The organism is Pseudidiomarina aquimaris (assembly GCF_003987395.1).
GTDB classification, from domain to species: Bacteria; Pseudomonadota; Gammaproteobacteria; order Enterobacterales; family Alteromonadaceae; genus Pseudidiomarina; species Pseudidiomarina aquimaris.
In genome coordinates, this window is sequence record NZ_PIPT01000006.1 from 60,846 (window position 1) to 80,271 (window position 19,426).

The following is a 19,426-nucleotide window of genomic DNA, read 5'->3' on the forward strand; positions in this document are numbered from 1 at the left end:
CATCAGGAGATAAATCATGGCCTTAATTTCACTACGCCAATTGCTCGACCACGCAGCCGAAAATGGTTACGGCGTACCTGCGTTTAATGTAAATAACCTCGAGCAAATGCGCGCCATCATGGAAGCAGCGGACGCGACCGATAGTCCTGTGATCGTGCAGGCTTCAGCGGGTGCGCGTAGCTATGCGGGCGCACCTTTCCTACGCCACTTAATTTTAGCCGCCATCGAAGAGTGGCCGCATATTCCGGTGGTAATGCACCAAGACCACGGTACCTCACCAGCAGTTTGTCAGCGTTCAATTCAATTGGGCTTTAGCTCAGTGATGATGGACGGCTCGCTGAAAGAAGACGGTAAGACGCCTGCTGATTACGATTACAACGTGCAAGTAACGCAAACAGCCGTTGCGATGGCGCACGCTTGTGGTGTGTCGGTTGAAGGTGAGTTGGGTGTTTTGGGCTCACTAGAAACCGGTGAAGCTGGCGAAGAAGATGGTGTTGGCGCCGAAGGTAAACTCAGCCACGACCAATTGCTGACCGATCCAGAAGAAGCGGCACAGTTTGTTAAGGCAACCAACGTTGATGCGTTGGCGATTGCCTGTGGTACCTCGCATGGTGCATACAAGTTTAGTCGTCCACCGACAGGTGACATTTTAGCCATCGATCGCATCAAAGAAATTCATAAGCGTATCCCGACCACTCACTTGGTTATGCATGGTTCGTCTTCAGTACCGCAAGAATGGTTGAAAGTGATCAATGAATTCGGTGGTGAGATTCCAGAAACCTATGGTGTGCCGGTCGAGCAAATTGCGGAAGGCATCAAGCATGGTGTTCGTAAAGTGAATATCGATACTGACTTGCGTCTTGCGTCAACCGGTGCGGTGCGCCGTCATTTAGCGCAAAACACCAGTAATTTCGATCCACGTAAATTCTTGAAAGCTTCAACAGATGCGATGTTCGACATTTGTAAGGCGCGCTACGAAGCCTTCGGTTGTGCTGGACAAGCGCACAAAATCAAGCCGATTTCTCTGGAAGAGATGTTCAAACGCTACGAAAAGGGCGAATTGGACGCTAAAGTGAACTAATCGGGGTTCTTTTTCATTACGATCCCACGTTATACTTACAGATAATGTGGGATCGTGAAAAAGACGAGGTGTTTGTGAATTTTAAAAAGACTTTGCCGGCTATTGCCGTAGTAGCATGTTTGAGCACGCCAGGTGCCTACGCGCAAGCATCGATTTTTATGTTCGATGATGCGAGTGACCTCAATACGGAAGAGAAAAAAGACTGGGATGCCTCTGCTGAGCTCGGTTTACTTTTCACCTCAGGTAATACCAAAACTGAAACTTTCAAAACCAAATTGAATGCAGCCCGTGACTACGAAAATTGGCGTCACAAGGGCATGATCGACTATTACCGCTCGGAGCAAGAAGATCAGAATACCGGTGACACCTACGTCACAGGCGATCGTTTGTTTGTATCAGGGCAGTCAAACTATAAGTTTAGTCCTGATAGCCGTTCATCGCTGTTCGTGTTCGGCTCGTATGAAAAAGACAAATTTAGTGGTTACGAATACCAAGGTACTGTCGCCGTAGGTTATGGCGCGCGCTATCGTTATAGCCCGACCTTGTTCGCTGATTATGAGATCGGTCCGGGTTACTCGGTGAATAAACCCATTGTAAACGGTGTTGTGCAAGAGCAAGAAAGCAGCGCAATTTTGCGTCTAGCTGGTAACTTGGTGTGGGACATTACAAAGAATTCGAAGTTTAATGCCTTAGCATCAACCGAAATTGGTGAAGAAAATACCAAGTCGCGTGGTGAGTTGTCGGTATCGGCAAACGTAAATAGCTCACTCGCACTGAAGTTTTCGGTCGCTGCCAACCATAACTCCTATCTAGAAGACCCAAGCAAAGAGAAGCTTGATACTGAAACGGCTGTGACGCTCGTCTACAGCTTCTAACTTCTCTCGCTCGGAACAGCTTAAGCGGGTTGCCGATTAGTCCTCGGCAATCCGCTTTTTCAAATGAACCGGCTTATTACGCTTCCGCACACGAATGTTGAGTAGCTCGACGATAAGCGAGAACGCCATTGCAAAGTACACGTAGCCTTTCGGTACATGGAATCCTAAGCCTTCGCCCATCAGGGTAAAACCAATCAAGATAAGAAAGCTCAAGGCCAACATTTTGATGGTGGGATGGCGATCGACAAAATCACCAATCGCTTTCGCCGCCAGCATCATCACCAAGACCGCTACAACGACTGCGATAATCATCACCGCCACATAATCCACTAAACCCACCGCCGTAATAACCGAGTCGAGTGAGAAGACGATATCAATGACCGCAATCTGCGTGATAATGGCACCGAAGGTAGCTGCTTTACCGATTGTTTTGCTTTCTTCTACACCCTCTAGGCTATGATGAATCTCAAGGGTGCTCTTACCGAGCAAGAATAAACCACCAAAGAAGAGAATTAAGTCACGGCCTGAAAACGCGTAACCAAGCACTTCAAACAAGGGCTCCGTAAGGCCCATGACCCAAACGATACTGAGCAATAAGGCAATGCGCATCCCCATCGCCAGTAGCAAACCAATTTGTCGTGCTTTTTGTCGCTGGTGTTCCGGTAGGCGGCCGACTAAAATCGAAATAAAGATAATATTATCAATGCCTAAGACCACCTCGAGGGCTGTGAGCGTAGCCAGTGCAATCCAAGCTTCGGGTAAAAAGATCCATTCAAACATTTAGCTTTCTCTTACATTGTGGTGTGATTGAATTACAATAAACAGGTTATTTCGCAAAAACAATGTGGAATACTCTTTGCGCAGCGCTTTCATTTTGGCTAGTATGCGCACCCCGATAAAATGTCGGGAACACGATGATTCTAATAGCAGCAACAAAGGCGAACTTTTATGTCTGCAAACTCGTTTCTAGGTGTATTTGCTAAGTCTCCGATCAAACCGATGATCGAGCACATCGAACAAGTGCATGACTGTGCAATGACTTTAAAACCCTTCTTCCAAGCCGTTTATGCCGGTAATTGGGATGACGCTGAAGAGCATCGCAAGGCGATTGTAAAGAAAGAAAAAGCCGCAGATGATCTGAAACGCCAAATTCGTTTGAACCTTCCTGGTGGTCTATTTATGCCAGTCGAGCGCACCGATTTGCTCGAGTTGGTATCACAACAAGACCGTATCGCTAACAAAGCAAAAGATATTTCCGGCTTGATTACAGGGCGTGAGTTACAAGTTCCGGCGGCTATGGTAGAGGGCTTTGATGCTTATCTCCAGCGTTGCTTGGATGCGACGGACAAAGCCAAAGAGACCATTGGTGAATTCGATGATTTGCTCGAGGTAGGCTTTAAAGGCCGTGAACGTAAAATTGTCGATAGTCTTATTTCTGAGCTGGACAGCATTGAGCAAGATACCGATGCCCTGCAGGTGAAATTGCGCCGTCAATTGCGGTCAATGGAGCAGGACATGAACCCGCTTGATGCAATGTTCCTTTATAAAATCCTTGATTGGGTCGGTGATCTCGCGGACCTAGCCGAGCGCGTGGGCGCGCGATTTGAGCTCATGCTTGCACGAGTCTAAGTCGGAGACAAACAATGGATATTATTTCTACTTATAACCTCACGCTGATTTTGATGGCGGCAGCATTTGCCTTCTTTATGGCGTGGGGTATTGGCGCAAATGACGTGGCGAATGCGATGGGTACCTCGGTAGGTTCCAAAGCATTAACGATTAAACAAGCGATCATCGTGGCGATGATTTTTGAGTTTGCTGGGGCTTATTTAGCCGGGGGCGAGGTCACGTCAACGATTCGCAAAGGTATCATTGACTCAGCCTATTTCGTCGATGCACCTGAATTATTGGTGTTCGGTATGATTGGTGCGCTGTTAGCAGCAGGTTTTTGGTTGCTGATAGCTTCTTACCTAGGCTGGCCGGTGTCGACCACGCACTCGATTATCGGTGCAATCGTTGGTTTCGCCGCAGTCGGGGTAAGCCCTGAGTCAGTGGAATGGTCAAAAGTATTAGGTATCGTCGGTAGTTGGGTTGTGACCCCCATGATTGCGGGTCTGATTGCGTATTTCATATTTATAAGTGCGCAAAAGCTCATCTTTGACCGTGAAAACCCGCTTGATATGGCCAAGCGTTATGTGCCTTTTTACATGGCGTTGACGGGTTTCGTTATCGCTCTAGTGACTATCAAAAAGGGTCTCAAGCACGTTGGTGTGCAGTTCACGACCTTTGACGGCATTGCCCTTGCCATCGCGATTGGTGTCGTTGTCGGTATTATCGGTAAGATCATGATTAGCCGTCTGCGCTTTGACCCGTCAGCTGACAAAGACATGCACTATACCAACGTCGAAAAGGTCTTCGCCGTACTTATGGTGGTAACCGCTTGTGCCATGGCTTTTGCACACGGCTCTAATGACGTTGCAAATGCGATTGGTCCGTTGGCTGCAGTTGTTAGTGTGGTTCAGAGCGGCGGTGAGATTTCCAGCAAAGCGGCGCTGGCGTGGTGGGTATTGCCGGTGGGCGCAATTGGTATCGTCCTTGGTTTGGCGATGCTTGGTAAGCGCGTTATCGCAACCATTGGTAAAGGTATCACGCACCTAACGCCGAGCCGTGGTTTCGCGGCCGAGTTAGCAGCAGCTTCGACCGTTGTAATTGCCTCGGGTACAGGTCTTCCTATCTCTACCACACAGACTCTTGTTGGTGCGGTATTAGGTGTTGGTATGGCACGTGGTATTGCCGCACTTAACTTAGGCGTCGTACGTAATATCGTGGTGTCGTGGGTCGTGACCTTGCCAGCAGGTGCCATTATGTCGATTATCTTCTTCTTTATTTTGAAGGCGGCATTTGGCGTTTAAGCAAATCTCGTACACTATAAAAAGGCGACTTTGGTCGCCTTTTTTTGTGCGTGTAAGAAAATTTTCGCCTGTTGTGAAAACTTTTTGTGGTTGGCGCTCGACTACAGTAGCAAAGAACAAAGGAACTCAATTGTGTTTGCACCATCAGATGAGCGGCTCGTGCGGCGAGCCTTAGAAAATAACAAACAGGCTTGGTTGCAATTGGTACAGCGCTACGAAGGCTTAGTGTTTAACTACGCCCTGCGTATGAGCGGCAGCCGCGATGATGCGATGGACTTGATGCAGGATGTCTTTCTATCACTGTTTCGGAACCTAGCTGGCTGGCGCGGTGAAAGTTCGTTCAAGAACTGGTTGATGAAGATTGCCCATTATCGTTGCATCGAGCATTTTCGTCGCCGTAAGGATTTCGCTGACGAACATGACTTTGAGCAACACGAGAGTGAGCACGACTGGCATGATCCAGAAGCCGTCTACCAGGGACAGCAACGCACGCAGACACTGGTAAGAGCGATGCAAGAATTGCCGGTCGAACAACGCTTAGTCGTCGAATTGAAGTTTTTTCAGCATTTGAAGTTACAAGAGATAAGTCAACAACTGGATGTGCCATTGAATACGGTGAAGTCACGGTTATATAAAGCAGTCGAACGCCTACAGCAGTTGGTGGAGGAAGTATGAATAAGTCACACGAATTTGAAAACTGGATTCAGCAGACAGCGGATGCCACCCAAGCCGAGCGTGTTCCCGAGTGGCCTCGTGAGCTTACGTTCCGCGGCCATGCCGAACAGCCGCTACGCTGGTGGCAACGACCTTTTTTACCTGTTGCATCATTGGCGTGTTCGGCACTCGCTTTGCTAGCCATTGTTAGCCAACTGCAAGTCCAGGTAACCGAGCAAGGTTTCAATGTGCATTTTGGTGGCGGTTTAACCGAGCAGCAATTACAGGCGGCTGTGGCTGAACGAATGACCAGCTACGCGGCTGAACAACAACTACAGATGGCGGAATATGCGGCTAATTTACGCGAAGACTTTCGTGATGATGTTGCGGCAGCCAACCAACAACTGGTGAGTTATGTACTCAACACCAGTCGCACCGAACGCCAAGAAGATATGGAAGATCTGATTCGTTATGTAAATGCGCAACGCGAAGACGATCAAGTTTATTTTGCTTATCAACTTTCACAAGTCACTGACCAGATTCTTGAGCCAAGTGACTTGAATGCTACCCCAAATTTTGAGACGAAGGAGTAAGAACATGCGCACATTAATGGCATTATCAGCGGTCGCATTAGCATTGACTACAAGCTCTGCAGCGCATGCTGACCAAGCACAACGAAGCGAGTTACGAAAGCAACTTGAAATCATGAACAGTATCTTTTCGACTGCCTTAGAGCAAGAAAGTAAGTCGGAGCAACGCCGTGTATTCAGTCGTGACCGATTGAACTACAACTATCTTGCCGGGCAGGGCGTGGTCTACCGCACCCGTATCGGTGGCAACCGCATTATGTTCTTCGGCGGTGAAGTACCAATTCCACCGATGCCACCAGAAGTTGTTAGCTTGGCGGGTGTGGACAGTGTTGAAATCGAGCTGGCGGTTGCCGAAGGTTTAGCTGCGGCGGAGGAAGCACTTGAGGGCTTAGAGATTGTTACTGAAGATATCGAGGATGATGGTGAAGGGAACATCCGCGTTATTCGCCATGTAACCGATAAGGTTCGCGAGAATGCCGGTGAAATGCGTGAATTGCGCCGACGTGTACGTGACTTAGAACTCGCACAACGCAATGCTGACGGAGCCGAGGGCGAAGCCATTGCCCGGGAACTTGAGCAAGCGCGCCAAGAGTTGGAAGCGACGCAAGAGGCGTTAGAAGTCGCGCGCGCTGAAATCGCAGAAGCTCGCCAAGAAGTGCGTAAAAAGGTTGAAGTTCGCAAGGCAGAACGCACCGAGCAATTACAGCAGCAACTGGCGAGTTTTGAACAAACAATGGCGAGTACTCTTTGTGACTACGGCCGTACCTTGCGCGCTTTGCCTGACGCAGAAAATGTCACCTTTGTGCTCGAGGGGGCAGGTCAAGAAGAACAGGGCGGTAAAGATAAGATTTATATCTTCTCAAAACGCCAACTAGAAAATTGTGAGTCACCAAGTGATCTTTTAACTAAGGCTACGACGTACAACTTTTAGCTGATCAATAGGATCGGTTGTCATCTCTGTTTCGCACGCCTTCGGGCGTGCTTTTTTTTGCCCGCCAAAACAGGTAAAGTACGCGCTCAAAATAGCGGCAGTGAAACCTATGGACGTAAAAGATTTTACCTTTGTATTACCTGATGAGCTGATAGCTCGTTATCCCCAGCCCGATCGCAGTGCGAGTCGCATGTTACGTCTTGATGGCGCGACCGGAGCCGTTGAGCATTCCCAGTTTAAAGCCATCGTAGATGAGCTTAACGAGGGCGACTTGTTGGTTTTCAACGATACCCGTGTGATCCCGGCGCGGATGCTTGGCGAGAAAGTGTCGGGTGGCAAAATTGAGGTTTTGGTTGAGCGTCTATTAGATGATTCGCGGGTGCTGGCGCATGTGCGCAGTAACCGCGCACCCAAGGTCGGCGCTAAGTTTTTACTCGAAGGCGCAGTTGAAGTTGAAATGTTAGGCCGCGAGGGTGCGTTATTTGAATTGAAGTTTTTAACTGAAGCGCCGGTACTTGAGGTGCTTGAAAGTTATGGCCACATGCCGTTGCCGCCGTACATCGACCGTCCAGACGAGGCCAGCGACCGCGAACGCTATCAAACTGTCTACAATAAAAAGCCCGGTGCTGTTGCAGCGCCTACCGCCGGCCTACACTTTGATGACGCAATTCTAGCGGCGCTTGCAGCAAAAGGCGTGCAGTTTGCTTACGTCACCTTGCACGTGGGTGCAGGAACTTTTCAGCCGGTGCGGGTGGATAACATCGAAGAACATCACATGCACAGCGAGTACGCTGAAGTCCCGCAAGAGACAGTCGATGCAATTCTGGCAACGAAAGCTGCGGGTAAACGCGTCGTAGCTGTGGGGACAACCTCCGTACGTTCATTGGAGTCAGCGGCACAAGCTGCACTGCAGCAAGGCGAGCTCATCGCTCCGTTCTTCTCTGACACCGATATCTTTATTTATCCTGGTTATGAATTTCGCATCATTGATGCCATGGTCACCAATTTCCATTTACCAGAATCGACCTTGATCATGTTGATCTCAGCCTTTGCTGGGCGCGAGCAGGTGTTGGCGGCCTATGCCGCAGCAATAGAAGAGCGCTATCGCTTTTTCAGTTACGGTGACGCGATGTTTGTGACCCGTAAACCTAGCTAAGGTATACTGGCCGTCTCGGACTGTTTTTCCGTGAATCTAATCGAACGGTGATGAAATGAAGTTTGAATTACTTAATACCTGCGGCAAAGCACGCCGCGGGCGCATGATTTTTGAGCGCGGCGTGGTTGAAACGCCAGCTTTTATGCCGGTGGGTACCGCAGGCACAGTTAAGGGGATGACCCCTGAAGAAGTCAAAGCGACCGGCGCCCACATCTGCTTGGGGAATACCTTTCACCTAATGCTGCGACCGGGCACGCAAATCATTAAGCAACACGGCGATTTGCATGACTTTATGAACTGGGACAAACCGATTCTGACGGACTCAGGCGGCTTCCAGGTGTTTAGTCTTGGTGAGCTGCGCAAAATTACCGAAGAAGGGGTGACCTTCCGTTCACCTATCAATGGCGAAAAGATTTTGCTTACGCCCGAAAAATCGATGGAAGTGCAGCGTGACTTGGGCTCAGACATAGTCATGATTTTTGACGAGTGTACCCCATACCCAGCAACGCAAGCTGAAGCGCGTAGTTCAATGGAATTATCACTGCGATGGGCCGAACGTTCAAAACAAGCGCATGGTGACAATCCCTCAGCCTTGTTTGGCATCATTCAGGGCGGCATGTACGAAGAGCTCCGCACCATCTCATTAGACGGCTTAACCAAGATTGGTTTTGATGGCTATGCCATTGGCGGACTTTCAGTCGGTGAACCAAAAGAAGACATGATGCGAGTGCTTGATCATATCGCTCCGCAAATGCCTGAGGATAAGCCTCGTTACCTTATGGGCGTGGGTAAACCAGAAGATTTAGTGGAAGCTGTGCGCCGTGGCGTCGATATGTTTGACTGCGTCATGCCAACCCGTAATGCCCGTAATGGCCATTTATTTGTGAGCAGCGGGGTAGTTAAGATCCGTAATGCCGTGCACCGCACTGACACGGGGCCGCTTGATCCTGAGTGTGACTGTTACACCTGCCAGAATTATTCACGAGCGTACTTGCACCATCTTGACCGCAGTAATGAGATGTTGGGTGGGCGCTTGAACACTATTCACAATCTGCATTTCTATCAGAAAGTGATGCAAGATTTGCGTGACGCTATTGCCGCAGATCGGCTCGAAGCGCACGTGGCAGAATTTTATGCCAAACGTGGTTTAGAGGTACCTGCTCTCGCGTAAGCAGTGGGTCGATCCCAGTGTTAGGCTGGGATCGATCGCGCGATATCAATCACGTAAGGCTTGATACCAGCGAAGAAAAACTCCACCGCGATCAGCATTACGATAAGCCCCATCAAACGCATCAAAATCTTACTCCCACTGCGACCCAGCTTAGCTAAAAGCTGCCGACCGCTCGCTAGAACCACAGCAGTCAGTGCGCAAACCAAAGCAATGGCAAGGAAAAGGCTGATAGTTGCCGATGTGGTCGAGGCCGCAGTTTTGCCTTCTTGAATGACCAAGATCACCATAGTAATAGCACCTGGGCCGGCAATCATAGGAATACCGATCGGTGTGACCGCCACATCGGAGCCAAAGTCGCCGTCACTTTCGCCGTCGACACACTTGGGGACGGTGCGTCCACGCAACATTTCAAAGCCCATCACAAAGAACAAAATACCACCGGCAACCCGCAAGCCATTTACCGAGATGCTAAAAAAACTGAATATGGCTTCGCCTAACAGAGCAAATACACTGAGAGCAATAAATGCAGTCACTGCTGCGCGCATGGCGACCCAACGCGCAGCCTTTGGTGTCATAGCTTCGGTCAGAGCAATATAAATCGGCACCGCTGCCACTGGATTGATCATGGTAAACAACGAGGTAAATTGAAAAATAAAGGTTTCGAACATGCCAGACTCCCCACAAGCCTTGTCAACGAGCACCGATGTTGCTTCGGTAAGTTACAGTATTCTATCAAGTTTTAAAAAAAGAGGTAAAAAACATAAAAAATACTTCCAGTTGCGACACAATTTGACGTATAAAAGTGCCATACTTCTCGATACAAAAATAAAACATAATCTCCCAATGCAGTTAATAAGCGTTTCCACTTTTGGAAGCGGTGAATGAATAGCATGAGTGTCATGCCGACCAGCCTGATTGTCATGCTTCACCGCTTCCATCCTTTTCTGCGCAAACCTAAAAGAATTAAATCGATCGCGGGCTTTACATCAGGATCTGAACTCGCTACAATTCAGCACCATTTTTATTCGTCTTGGTCAAAAAACGACCAAAGTTGATAACCAAACAACAGAATTTTCATTGAGGTGAGATTTTAATGCCAGTTGTTAAAGTAAAAGAAAACGAGCCGTTTGACGTAGCGCTGCGTCGTTTCAAGCGTTCTTGCGAAAAAGCGGGCGTATTGTCAGAAGTACGTCGCCGTGAACACTACGAAAAGCCAACTGCAGAGCGTAAGCGCAAGAAAGCAGCAGCAGTAAAACGTCACGCGAAGAAGTTGTCGCGCGAAAACGCGCGTCGCACTCGTTTGTACTAAGTTGTAAGGTCGTTCGCCGACCTTACGCTTTTACATCGCGACTGGTTACTGATGAGCATCCTGCTTTTACAGTGACTGCTGAGAGCCGAAGCCGTATCATACGCTTCGGCTTTTTCATTTCTGCAAGAAGCGGTACAATCGAGACACCTTCGCTCGATTTAACTTACAGGGAACCGCAACGACCATGGCAGGGCTTATCCCCAAAAGCTTCATTTATGATCTGCTCGACCGCGCTGACGTGGTGGAGGTTGTAGATAGCCGTGTGCCTTTGAAAAAGGCCGGTCGTAATTACCAAGCCTGTTGTCCATTCCACAACGAGAAAACGCCGAGTTTTACTGTTGCGCCCGATAAACAATTCTTTCACTGTTTTGGTTGTGGTGAGCATGGCAACGCCATCGATTTTCTCATGCGCTATGACGGCTTAGAGTTTCCGGACGCTGTCGAGGAACTCGCGGCGATGCTTGGCGTCGAGGTACCGCGCGAAACCTCAGCGAATCCACAAGCCGATGCGCGTAAACGCCAGCAAGCCGCCGATGATTTTGAGCAAATGGAGCGTGCCAGCAAGTTCTTTGCTTATCAATTGCGTCAGCATAAGAAATCAGCAGAAGTCGTCGAGTATCTTAAGGGCCGAGGTTTAAGCGGTGAAGTGGTCAAACACTTTCAGATTGGTTATGCGCCTGATGGCTGGGATGATCTGCTGAAAAGCCTTGCCAAGGATCAACGATCGCGCGAGCAATTAGTTGATCTGAAGCTCGTGAATCGTAATGACAATGGCCGCTACTATGACTTCTTCCGCGATCGTGTGATGTTTCCCATCCGTGATCGTCGTGGCCGCGTGGTTGGCTTTGGTGGGCGCATTTTATCTGGCGATGGGCCGAAATATTTAAACTCTCCCGAGACCCGTATCTTCCACAAGGGCCGCGAACTTTATGGCTTCTATGAAGTTAAGCAGGCGCACCGTAATCTCGAACAAGTGGTCATTGTTGAAGGTTATATGGACGTGGTGGCGCTCGCACAAGCGGGGATCGATTTTGCTGTGGCTTCACTCGGTACTGCGACCACCACAGAACAATTACAAATGCTCTTCCGTGCCACCAAGCGGGTCACCTGCTGCTACGATGGTGATCGTGCAGGCCGTGATGCTGCCTGGCGTGCCCTCGAAAATGCACTACCACTGTTGACCGATGGTCTCGAGCTTAACTTTCTGTTTTTACCCGATGGTGAAGACCCGGATAGCTTAGTTCGCCAAGAAGGGGCCGAGGCATTTACTCAGCGCTTGCAGACAGCGCAGAGTTTCACGCAGTACTTTTTTAATCACTTGACTGAAGCACTCGATTTGACCAGCGATGCCGGACGTGCAGCTTTATTGAGTCAGGCGCGGCCGCTTATTGAAAAGGTTGCGAGCGATTACTACCGCGAGGAATTATTGCGGGAACTAGCGCGGTTACTGCGCCGCGAAGTGTCGCAAATTGCTGGACAAGTGAAGCAAGGTGGGCAACGCACACAAGCGCCCGAGCAACTCAAGATGACCCCGATTCGACGGGCCATTGCGTTGCTATTGCAGTATCCGCAACTTGGCCACGAAATCCCGCTACATGAAGAGCTCGCCCAACTTAAGTTGCCCGGTATTAATGTGCTACTTGAATTGCACCGACAGACGCGAGAACAGAACCTTAATTCTGCCCAATTGGTGGAGCTTTGGCGAGGACGCAGAGAAGAGAAGTTACTGCGTCAGTTGGTGAGTTGGGAGCACCACCTTGAGCAGGACAATATTAGCCAAGAATTCTTTGATACCTTTCTCTATTTCATCGATCTGTTTGTTGAACAGCGCGCGAATGAACTGCTCGCAAAAGAGCAGCAAGCACCGTTAACAGCGGCAGAAAAGCGCGAGTATATGGCATTGATGCAACACAAAGCGCAGAAAAACGCCGTACAAAATTAGCGAAACTCCCAAAAAGTAGTGAAATCGCCCAATGCTCTGGCTGTATTTAAAATGTGGGTGCGACCGTAACCTCATGAATAATAATGGATTTTAAATGTAATTATGAGTTGGCATTATCTTTGCTTTTACTAGTGAAGTGAGCACCTCCCTGGTCACGCAATCATTTTTCAAAACTGGAAGACAAAGGAATAAGAATGAAAACCATGAAAGCTTTCGCCGCCGGCGCGATTATCTTTACCTCAGTTTTAACCCTACAGGGTTGTCTCATCGTTGCAGATGGCCACGGTGATAACGACTGGTCTACGAGCGATTTCCGTAAGCTTGAAGAACAAAACCGCGCGCATATTGCAGCTTTGTCGGCTGCGGCAACTCCAGAGAGCGTGCGTGCTACTATGGGTACACCTGACTTTGCTGATCGCACAACTGTTGATGGTATACGCTACGACGTACTTTATTACCGCACGCATCGGGTTGAAGGTGACGGTAATACCACCCGCGACGAGTGTACGCCGCTGGTTTTTGAAGATGGCAAACTGGTAGGTACGGGTCAATTAGCACTGGACCGAATCCCACAATAGAATTGATTATTTTCTGGCTCGAAACTGCATAATCTGCTAGACTAACCGGTCTTGAATTCGATACCTCAGTTTAAGACCGGTTATCATTTATCCATTTGAAATCACAGGTGGTAGATCTGTATGCAGCAGAGTCGTCAATCGCAACTCAGAATTCTTATTGCCAAAGGAAAAGAGCAGGGTTACCTGACATTTTCCGAGGTTAACGATCATTTACCTTCTGAGATTGTAGATTCCGATCAAATTGAAGATATCATCGCCATGATCAATGACATGGGTATCAAGGTGTTTGAAAACGCCCCTGATGCCGATGATTTGATGATGAGCGAAGACACCGCAGACGAAGATGCTGCGGAAGCAGCGGCGGCAGCGCTCGCAAGTGTTGACGGCGAATTAGGTCGCACCACTGACCCTGTGCGTATGTACATGCGTGAAATGGGTACGGTCGAGCTATTGACTCGCGAAGGTGAGATCGACATTGCCAAGCGCATTGAAGAAGGGATCAACCAAGTTCAATGCTCCGTCGCCGAATATCCTGAAGCGATTAACTTTTTGCTCGATCAGTGGGATCAGTGTGAAGCAGAAGAAATGCGTCTTACCGACATCATTTCTGGCTTTATCGATCCGAACGAGGTCGACGAAGCGCCTGTCGCGGCGACACACATCGGCTCTGAGCTTTCTGAAGAAGAACTCGAAGACGAAGATGATGATGCCGATGACGATGACGACGATGATGATGACGCGAATGAAGGCGGCATCGACCCTGAGTTCGCACGGCAAAAATTTGGTGAGCTGCGTGACCAGTATGAAAAGACCCGTGCTGCGATTAGCAAAAATGGCCGTGATCATGCCAAAGCTCGTATCGAAATCGACGCGTTAAGTGATTTATTCAAACAGTTCCGCCTGGTGCCGAAGCAGTTTGACCGCTTAGTTAAAGACATGCGTGACATGATGCATCGTGTCCGTGTGCAAGAACGTTTGATTATGAAAATGTGCGTTGAACAGGCGAACATGCCGAAGCGTGCATTCATGAAAGCTTTTGCGGGCAACGAGAACAGTACTGCTTGGATTGATGCCGCTGTAGAGAGTGGTGAAAGCTACGCCGATGGCATCGCTGAGCTACGTACCGAACTTGAGCGTTGTGTAGCGAAACTGTCAGAAGTTGAAGTCGAGACCGGCCTAACCATTGCCAAGGTGAAAGACATCAACCGTCGCATGTCGATTGGTGAAGCGAAAGCTCGCCGCGCCAAGAAAGAAATGGTCGAAGCGAACTTACGTTTGGTTATTTCGATTGCGAAGAAATACACCAACCGTGGCCTGCAGTTCTTGGATCTCATCCAAGAAGGTAACATCGGTTTGATGAAAGCCGTGGACAAGTTCGAATACCGTCGTGGTTACAAGTTCTCGACCTATGCAACCTGGTGGATTCGTCAGGCGATCACACGTTCGATTGCTGACCAAGCACGTACCATCCGTATTCCAGTGCATATGATCGAAACGATCAATAAATTGAATCGTATTTCGCGTCAGATGCTACAAGAAATGGGGCGTGAGCCATCACCAGAAGAGTTAGCAGAGCGCATGGTGATGCCGGAAGATAAAATCCGCAAGGTACTGAAGATCGCAAAAGAGCCTATTTCGATGGAAACACCGATTGGCGACGATGAAGATTCACATCTTGGCGACTTTATCGAGGACACAACTCTCGATTTACCGGTCGACTCAGCAACATCTGAGAGCCTCAAGAATGCGGTTCGCGGCGTATTAGGTGGCTTGACTCAGCGTGAAGCGAAAGTTCTGCGTATGCGTTTTGGTATCGATATGAATACCGACCATACCTTGGAAGAAGTTGGTAAGCAGTTTGACGTGACCCGTGAGCGGATTCGTCAGATTGAAGCGAAAGCGTTACGCAAACTTCGTCATCCAAGCCGTTCAGAACAACTTAAGTCGTTCTTGGACGAGTAAGGCTGAAGCCGAACGAAAACGCCTCTGTAGTGTCGAGCTGCAGAGGCTTTTTTTATGCTTGAATTCGCACTGGTCTGTAGCCAGTATAAATACCGCTGATATGAAATCTGCCGCCATTTTTGTTAAGGTGGTGCTAATTTCGCTGAAAAGGATACTTTATGACCGCAATGGATCAGAATAAGACTGATACTCCGCAACCACGTCGTATCGTGGATGCGCATTTGCATATCTACAATGACGCGTATCCGTTAATCGAGAATCAAGGCTTCTTGCCACCACCTTTTTCGGTGGAGGATTACCAACACCGCACGCGTGACCTACCCATTGTAGGTGGTGTTTTGGTGTCAGGTTCATCGCAAGGCTTTGATCAAAAATACATCGCCCCAGCACTTGAGCAGTTGGGCGAGAACTTCAGTGCGATTACCAATTTACCCAGCACGGTTTCCGACGAGAAGATCCTATCGTTACGCGATGCCGGCGTACGCGGCGTGCGAGTGAACCTAAAACGTCGTGTGGTAAGTGGACTCGATAACTTAGTCGATTTCGGTATGCGGATCTGGGACCTTGCCGGTTGGCATCTCGAAATGTATGTCGACAGCCGTGAACTCGATGAAGTGATTCCGAAACTTATCAAGTTACCGAAGGCATCGGTGGACCATCTTGGCATGGCGCGTTCAGGCTTGTCACAGGTGCGCAAACTGGCAGAAGCTGGCGTTCACATTAAAGCTAGTGGCTTTGGTCGCACCGAAGTTAATGTTGCCGAGGCCGTAAAAGCACTCTATCAAACGAACCCAGATTGCTTAATGTTCGGTACCGACCTACCATCAAACCGTGCTGAGCGCCCGTTCAACGTGAGTGACATCGCCACGGTTGCTAAGGCACTCGATAACGACGATGCTATCGACAAAGTGTTCGCGCGCAACGCCGCCGAATTCTATAACCTCAAACTGTAAAAACACCGCTTTGGGGTCATGACAAGCGGGCCAAAATTGCATATACTTGCGCCCGCTTTGTTAATCCCACGGGATTAACCACCTTCCTGAAATGGCCCCTTAGCTCAGTGGTTAGAGCAGCCGACTCATAATCGGTTGGTCCCCAGTTCAAATCTGGGAGGGGCCACCATCTCCACATTATCTTTTTATTAATTCCAAATAAGCCTGCACGAAGCGCTTAGGGCTTTCAGCGTCGACGCCAAAGTAAAGACTTGGTTCAATCAGCTCCATCTCGATGATGGCTGGAGTTTGGTCGTCGAGCATCGCGACGTCAATGCGAGCGTAAAGCAGATCTTCATTGACGCAATTGAGTGCTTGCTCGGCGACCTCTTTAACCGCTGCAGTGGGTGTTGCGAGCGCGAAGGTGCCACCGTGCTCTTCTTGCACGCGGAAGTCACCGTTCTTGGGACGCTTCTTGATGGCATGACTGTAGGTACCACCGAAATAGAAGAGTGAGTATTCACCATTTTCGATGATTGAAGGCAAGAACGGTTGCAGCATAACTTCTCGACCCGCAGGAAAAAGGCTGCCGATGCGTGCGAGAAGTGCTTCGCTGGTCTCGCTTAAGGGGATGCGGAAGGTGTCATCGGCATTTGCTGAAACCGCTGGCTTCACAATAAGCTCTCGGTTCGGCCATTGACTCCGGGCGTTGGCAATCGCGTCGACATTGAGATGGTTTGTCCAACGTGTTGGCACCACTGGAACACCCGTAGCCTCAAGTTCTTTAAGGTAGGTTTTACTGATGTTCCATTGGGTTACTGCAAGTGAGTTCATGAGCCGTGCTGAGCTTGCTTCGATAGTTTGCAATACGCGCAGAAACGCATCGCAGTCATCCTGGTAATCCCACGTGGTACGGATAATAACCGCGTCGTAATGATTCCAGTCGCACTGGTCATCGCGCCATGAAACAGTTTCTACTTGAATACCTTGCTCTCGAAAGGGCTGTTCTAGCAAATGGTCATAGCTAAAAAAGCCGTCGAGGCTATCCATGCTTAAAATCGCAATTCTGTTGTTCATCGTCACTCTCAAGTAAATACAGCTTTAAAGATTGAAAGGGTTATCGATACTCGATGATGGCTCGGTGAACCACACCGGTCCCTCATTGGTCATGTAGAAATGATCTTCAAGCCGCACGCCAAATTGTTCTGGGTTAATCACCATCGGCTCGTTACTAAAGCACATCCCAGCAGCGAGCATCGTTTGATCACCGCCGACAAGATACGGCCATTCATGCAGATCCATTCCAATGCCATGCCCGGTGCGATGAGGAACACCTGGCAGTTGGTAGTTATCTTTGAGTTGGAGCTGTGCAAGCTCGGTCCGCACTGCGTCATCGACAGCAGCGCAGGTTCGTCCGATTTGTGCGGCGTCAAAGGCAGCTTGTTGCAGTCGGCGTTCGTAGTTCCAAAACTCTTTTTGCGCATCACTTGCCGTACCAAATGGGTAAGTGCGTGTAATATCGGAATGATACCCGTGCAGTTTGCAGCCAGTATCAATCAAAACCCAGTCATTTTTCTGTAGATGCTGCTCGTAGTTCACGCCATGTGGATAAGCTGTCGCTTCACCAAACAGCACGATACAGAAGTACGATCCGGTGGCTCCAACTTTTTGGTGAGCCGCATGAATAAAGGCTCGAACCTCTGATGCTGAAATTCCTTCATGGAGAATGGATGCCGTTGCGCGGTGAACAGCTAGCGTCATATCCATGGCGGTTTGTATCAGCGCTAATTCAGCGGCAGATTTATGCATGCGACAAGCTGCGGTGATGCCCGCTGCATCAACGAGTGTTACGTCAGGATGCGCATTTTGAATTTTTGCGACAAAAGAGAAGGCGGTTGATTCATCAACGGCAAGACGCAATTCACACCCAAATCTCTGCCTCAATTGCTCGAGCATCACGTCGGTTGGTGACTCATGCTCGTCCCACCACACGCTCTCTAGCGGCAACACCATAGCTTGGGTTAATGAGCCCTGTTCAAAGGCTGGCGCAATAAGTACAGGTGCTCCCTCTGGGTAAAGAATTGCACCGACAAGACGTTCACTCGGATACCAGCTTAAACCAGTAAAGTACTCAAGGTTGGTTCCGGCATTCAAGTAGACAGCGTCAATCTCGTGCTTGCGCATGAGTCGTTGCGCTTTCGTCACGCGCTGTTGGTATTCTTCGAGCGTGATTGGGCTGACGTCTGTCGTCATATCCGAAAGTGCATTAAGGGCTTGTTGTTGCTGCGCAACTCCTACACCAATAGTCATTTGGAGCTCCTTGCTCTAGGAAAGCGTTGAATAAGGAGGGCACAGACAATGATGCTGAGCCCAAGAATCGTGGAAGGGTAAATCACTTCTCCACGAATAACATGTAATAGCCAAAGTGAGACAAAAGGCGATAAAAAAATAAGGTTTGCTATGATGGCAGTATTTGTGGCTAAGCGCATGGCTTTCGACCAAAACAAAAAAGTAATGCCCATCTCAAATAGACCGATATAAAGCACGGCACCAAAAGACGTTACTGACAAAGCGCTACTATCGAGGGTGTGGCCCAACACTAGCCAAAGTAGGAGTGTCGCTACAACAAAGCTATTTGTTAGTGAGACAGTCGAGTCCACCTCTGAGCGTGCATTGATGATCCAGTAGGCGGACCACAGAAACGTAGAAATCAGCGCCAGTAACACACCCCACGCGCTATCAAACTGACAGTCGGTGATATTGCCTTGAGTAGCAACAATCAAGACGCCAGTGTAGCCAAGAAAACAGGCAACCACATCAACTTTTCTAAGTGTTCGACCTAAAAAAACGACCGACAAAATCGTCAGTGATATGGCCCATGTGTAATTGATGGGCTGCGCTTGTGAGCCCGGTAGTAGATCATAGGCACTAAATAGAACGAGATAGTAGCCAACTGGATTAATGATACCGGTGAATAAGTAGAAAAGTGGGCGTTTTTTTAATTCAATACGGCAGGCGGACAACTTTCCTTGGAACGCACAAGTCGCGACGAGTGCGAGCGCTGATAGCGTTGTAGCATAGACGACGAGAGCGGTTGGCTGCAGATGGTCTAATGCCAACTTAAAAGCGGTTGCGACAGTGGACCAGAGTGTTACGGCCAAAAGAGCCCAAAAATAAGCGTTTTGTCTTAACTGCATCAACGTTACTCATGTTTACAATGTTTACAACTGTTATTGTATATTGTATACAATTTATATTTTGCTTAAAAGACCCCATTGGTCAGTTCTGTTTAATGCATTCTTTTGCTATGGTCCCCTTTCATCACGCTAGGAA

General features: G+C 48.9%; 19 protein-coding genes and 1 tRNA gene. 15 read left to right on the forward strand and 5 right to left on the reverse strand.

What is annotated here, in order from left to right; genetic code table 11:
- Nucleotides 1-16 precede the first annotated feature (16 nt).
- Nucleotides 17-1,081 (forward strand): class II fructose-bisphosphate aldolase, encoded by a 1,065-nt coding sequence (gene fba / locus CWE21_RS08530; RefSeq protein ID WP_126834021.1) that lies wholly within the window; start codon nucleotides 17-19, stop codon nucleotides 1,079-1,081.
- 74 nt (nucleotides 1,082-1,155) lie between these two features.
- Nucleotides 1,156-1,956, forward strand: a complete 801-nt coding sequence (locus CWE21_RS08535) for a DUF481 domain-containing protein (RefSeq protein ID WP_241970258.1) — start codon at nucleotides 1,156-1,158, stop codon at nucleotides 1,954-1,956.
- A 36-nt stretch (nucleotides 1,957-1,992) separates the two neighbouring features.
- Here CWE21_RS08535 and CWE21_RS08540 read toward each other — a convergent pair whose 3' ends face one another.
- The gene (locus tag CWE21_RS08540; RefSeq protein ID WP_126834022.1) at nucleotides 1,993-2,736 is read right to left on the reverse strand and encodes a TerC family protein; all 744 of its coding nucleotides are present in this window, start codon (nucleotides 2,734-2,736) and stop codon (nucleotides 1,993-1,995) included.
- A 168-nt stretch (nucleotides 2,737-2,904) separates the two neighbouring features.
- Between CWE21_RS08540 and CWE21_RS08545 the strand changes: the two genes are divergently transcribed.
- The 7 genes from CWE21_RS08545 (at nucleotide 2,905) to tgt (ending at nucleotide 9,370) form a co-directional block, all read left to right on the forward strand.
- Nucleotides 2,905-3,585, forward strand: coding sequence for a TIGR00153 family protein (locus CWE21_RS08545; RefSeq protein WP_126834023.1), 681 nt, complete (start codon nucleotides 2,905-2,907; stop codon nucleotides 3,583-3,585).
- Between the two features lie 14 nt (nucleotides 3,586-3,599).
- The gene (locus CWE21_RS08550; RefSeq protein WP_126834024.1) at nucleotides 3,600-4,868 is read left to right on the forward strand and encodes an inorganic phosphate transporter; all 1,269 of its coding nucleotides are present in this window, start codon (nucleotides 3,600-3,602) and stop codon (nucleotides 4,866-4,868) included.
- 132 nt (nucleotides 4,869-5,000) lie between these two features.
- A complete protein-coding gene (locus CWE21_RS08555) occupies nucleotides 5,001-5,543 on the forward strand; it encodes an RNA polymerase sigma factor (RefSeq protein ID WP_198675092.1) in 543 nt (180 codons plus the stop codon).
- Nucleotides 5,540-6,115 (forward strand): hypothetical protein, encoded by a 576-nt coding sequence (locus CWE21_RS08560; protein ID WP_126834025.1) that lies wholly within the window; start codon nucleotides 5,540-5,542, stop codon nucleotides 6,113-6,115. The genes CWE21_RS08555 and CWE21_RS08560 overlap by 4 nt, the downstream gene beginning before the upstream one ends.
- A gap of 4 nt (nucleotides 6,116-6,119) precedes the next feature.
- Nucleotides 6,120-7,043, forward strand: coding sequence for a hypothetical protein (locus tag CWE21_RS08565; RefSeq protein WP_126834026.1), 924 nt, complete (start codon nucleotides 6,120-6,122; stop codon nucleotides 7,041-7,043).
- Nucleotides 7,044-7,152: 109 nt separating this feature from the next.
- A complete protein-coding gene (gene queA, locus CWE21_RS08570) occupies nucleotides 7,153-8,199 on the forward strand; it encodes a tRNA preQ1(34) S-adenosylmethionine ribosyltransferase-isomerase QueA (protein ID WP_126834027.1) in 1,047 nt (348 codons plus the stop codon).
- Nucleotides 8,200-8,254: 55 nt separating this feature from the next.
- A complete protein-coding gene (gene tgt / locus CWE21_RS08575; protein WP_126834028.1) occupies nucleotides 8,255-9,370 on the forward strand; it encodes a tRNA guanosine(34) transglycosylase Tgt in 1,116 nt (371 codons plus the stop codon).
- Between the two features lie 20 nt (nucleotides 9,371-9,390).
- On the opposite strand, the gene CWE21_RS08580 is transcribed toward tgt, so the two are convergent.
- Nucleotides 9,391-10,038, reverse strand: a complete 648-nt coding sequence (locus tag CWE21_RS08580) for a MarC family protein (protein WP_126834029.1) — start codon at nucleotides 10,036-10,038, stop codon at nucleotides 9,391-9,393.
- Nucleotides 10,039-10,463: 425 nt separating this feature from the next.
- Between CWE21_RS08580 and rpsU the strand changes: the two genes are divergently transcribed.
- From rpsU to CWE21_RS08610, 6 genes are all read left to right on the forward strand, one after another.
- A complete protein-coding gene (rpsU, locus tag CWE21_RS08585) occupies nucleotides 10,464-10,679 on the forward strand; it encodes a 30S ribosomal protein S21 (protein ID WP_026860840.1) in 216 nt (71 codons plus the stop codon).
- Nucleotides 10,680-10,863: 184 nt separating this feature from the next.
- The gene (dnaG, locus tag CWE21_RS08590; protein ID WP_126834030.1) at nucleotides 10,864-12,621 is read left to right on the forward strand and encodes a DNA primase; all 1,758 of its coding nucleotides are present in this window, start codon (nucleotides 10,864-10,866) and stop codon (nucleotides 12,619-12,621) included.
- Between the two features lie 194 nt (nucleotides 12,622-12,815).
- Nucleotides 12,816-13,199 carry a DUF3192 domain-containing protein gene (locus CWE21_RS08595; protein ID WP_126834031.1) on the forward strand — a complete coding sequence of 128 codons (384 nt, stop codon included), beginning with the start codon at nucleotides 12,816-12,818 and terminating at the stop codon, nucleotides 13,197-13,199.
- Nucleotides 13,200-13,319: 120 nt separating this feature from the next.
- On the forward strand, nucleotides 13,320-15,161 hold the full coding sequence (gene rpoD / locus CWE21_RS08600) for an RNA polymerase sigma factor RpoD (RefSeq protein ID WP_126834032.1): 1,842 nt from the start codon (nucleotides 13,320-13,322) through the stop codon (nucleotides 15,159-15,161).
- Nucleotides 15,162-15,319: 158 nt separating this feature from the next.
- Entirely contained in the window at nucleotides 15,320-16,114 is a 795-nt protein-coding gene (locus CWE21_RS08605; RefSeq protein WP_241970259.1) for an amidohydrolase family protein, read from the forward strand.
- 93 nt (nucleotides 16,115-16,207) lie between these two features.
- Nucleotides 16,208-16,283, forward strand: a tRNA-Ile gene (locus CWE21_RS08610).
- 8 nt (nucleotides 16,284-16,291) lie between these two features.
- Here CWE21_RS08610 and CWE21_RS08615 read toward each other — a convergent pair.
- Genes CWE21_RS08615 through CWE21_RS08625 form a run of 3 tightly spaced genes read right to left on the reverse strand, consistent with a single transcriptional unit; the run spans nucleotide 16,292 to nucleotide 19,290 of the window.
- Nucleotides 16,292-17,170 (reverse strand): ATP-grasp domain-containing protein, encoded by an 879-nt coding sequence (locus CWE21_RS08615; protein WP_126834033.1) that lies wholly within the window; start codon nucleotides 17,168-17,170, stop codon nucleotides 16,292-16,294.
- 24 nt (nucleotides 17,171-17,194) lie between these two features.
- A complete protein-coding gene (locus CWE21_RS08620; protein WP_126834034.1) occupies nucleotides 17,195-18,403 on the reverse strand; it encodes a M24 family metallopeptidase in 1,209 nt (402 codons plus the stop codon).
- The gene (locus tag CWE21_RS08625) at nucleotides 18,400-19,290 is read right to left on the reverse strand and encodes a DMT family transporter (protein WP_126834035.1); all 891 of its coding nucleotides are present in this window, start codon (nucleotides 19,288-19,290) and stop codon (nucleotides 18,400-18,402) included. The genes CWE21_RS08620 and CWE21_RS08625 overlap by 4 nt, the downstream gene beginning before the upstream one ends.
- Nucleotides 19,291-19,426: the final 136 nt, after the last annotated feature.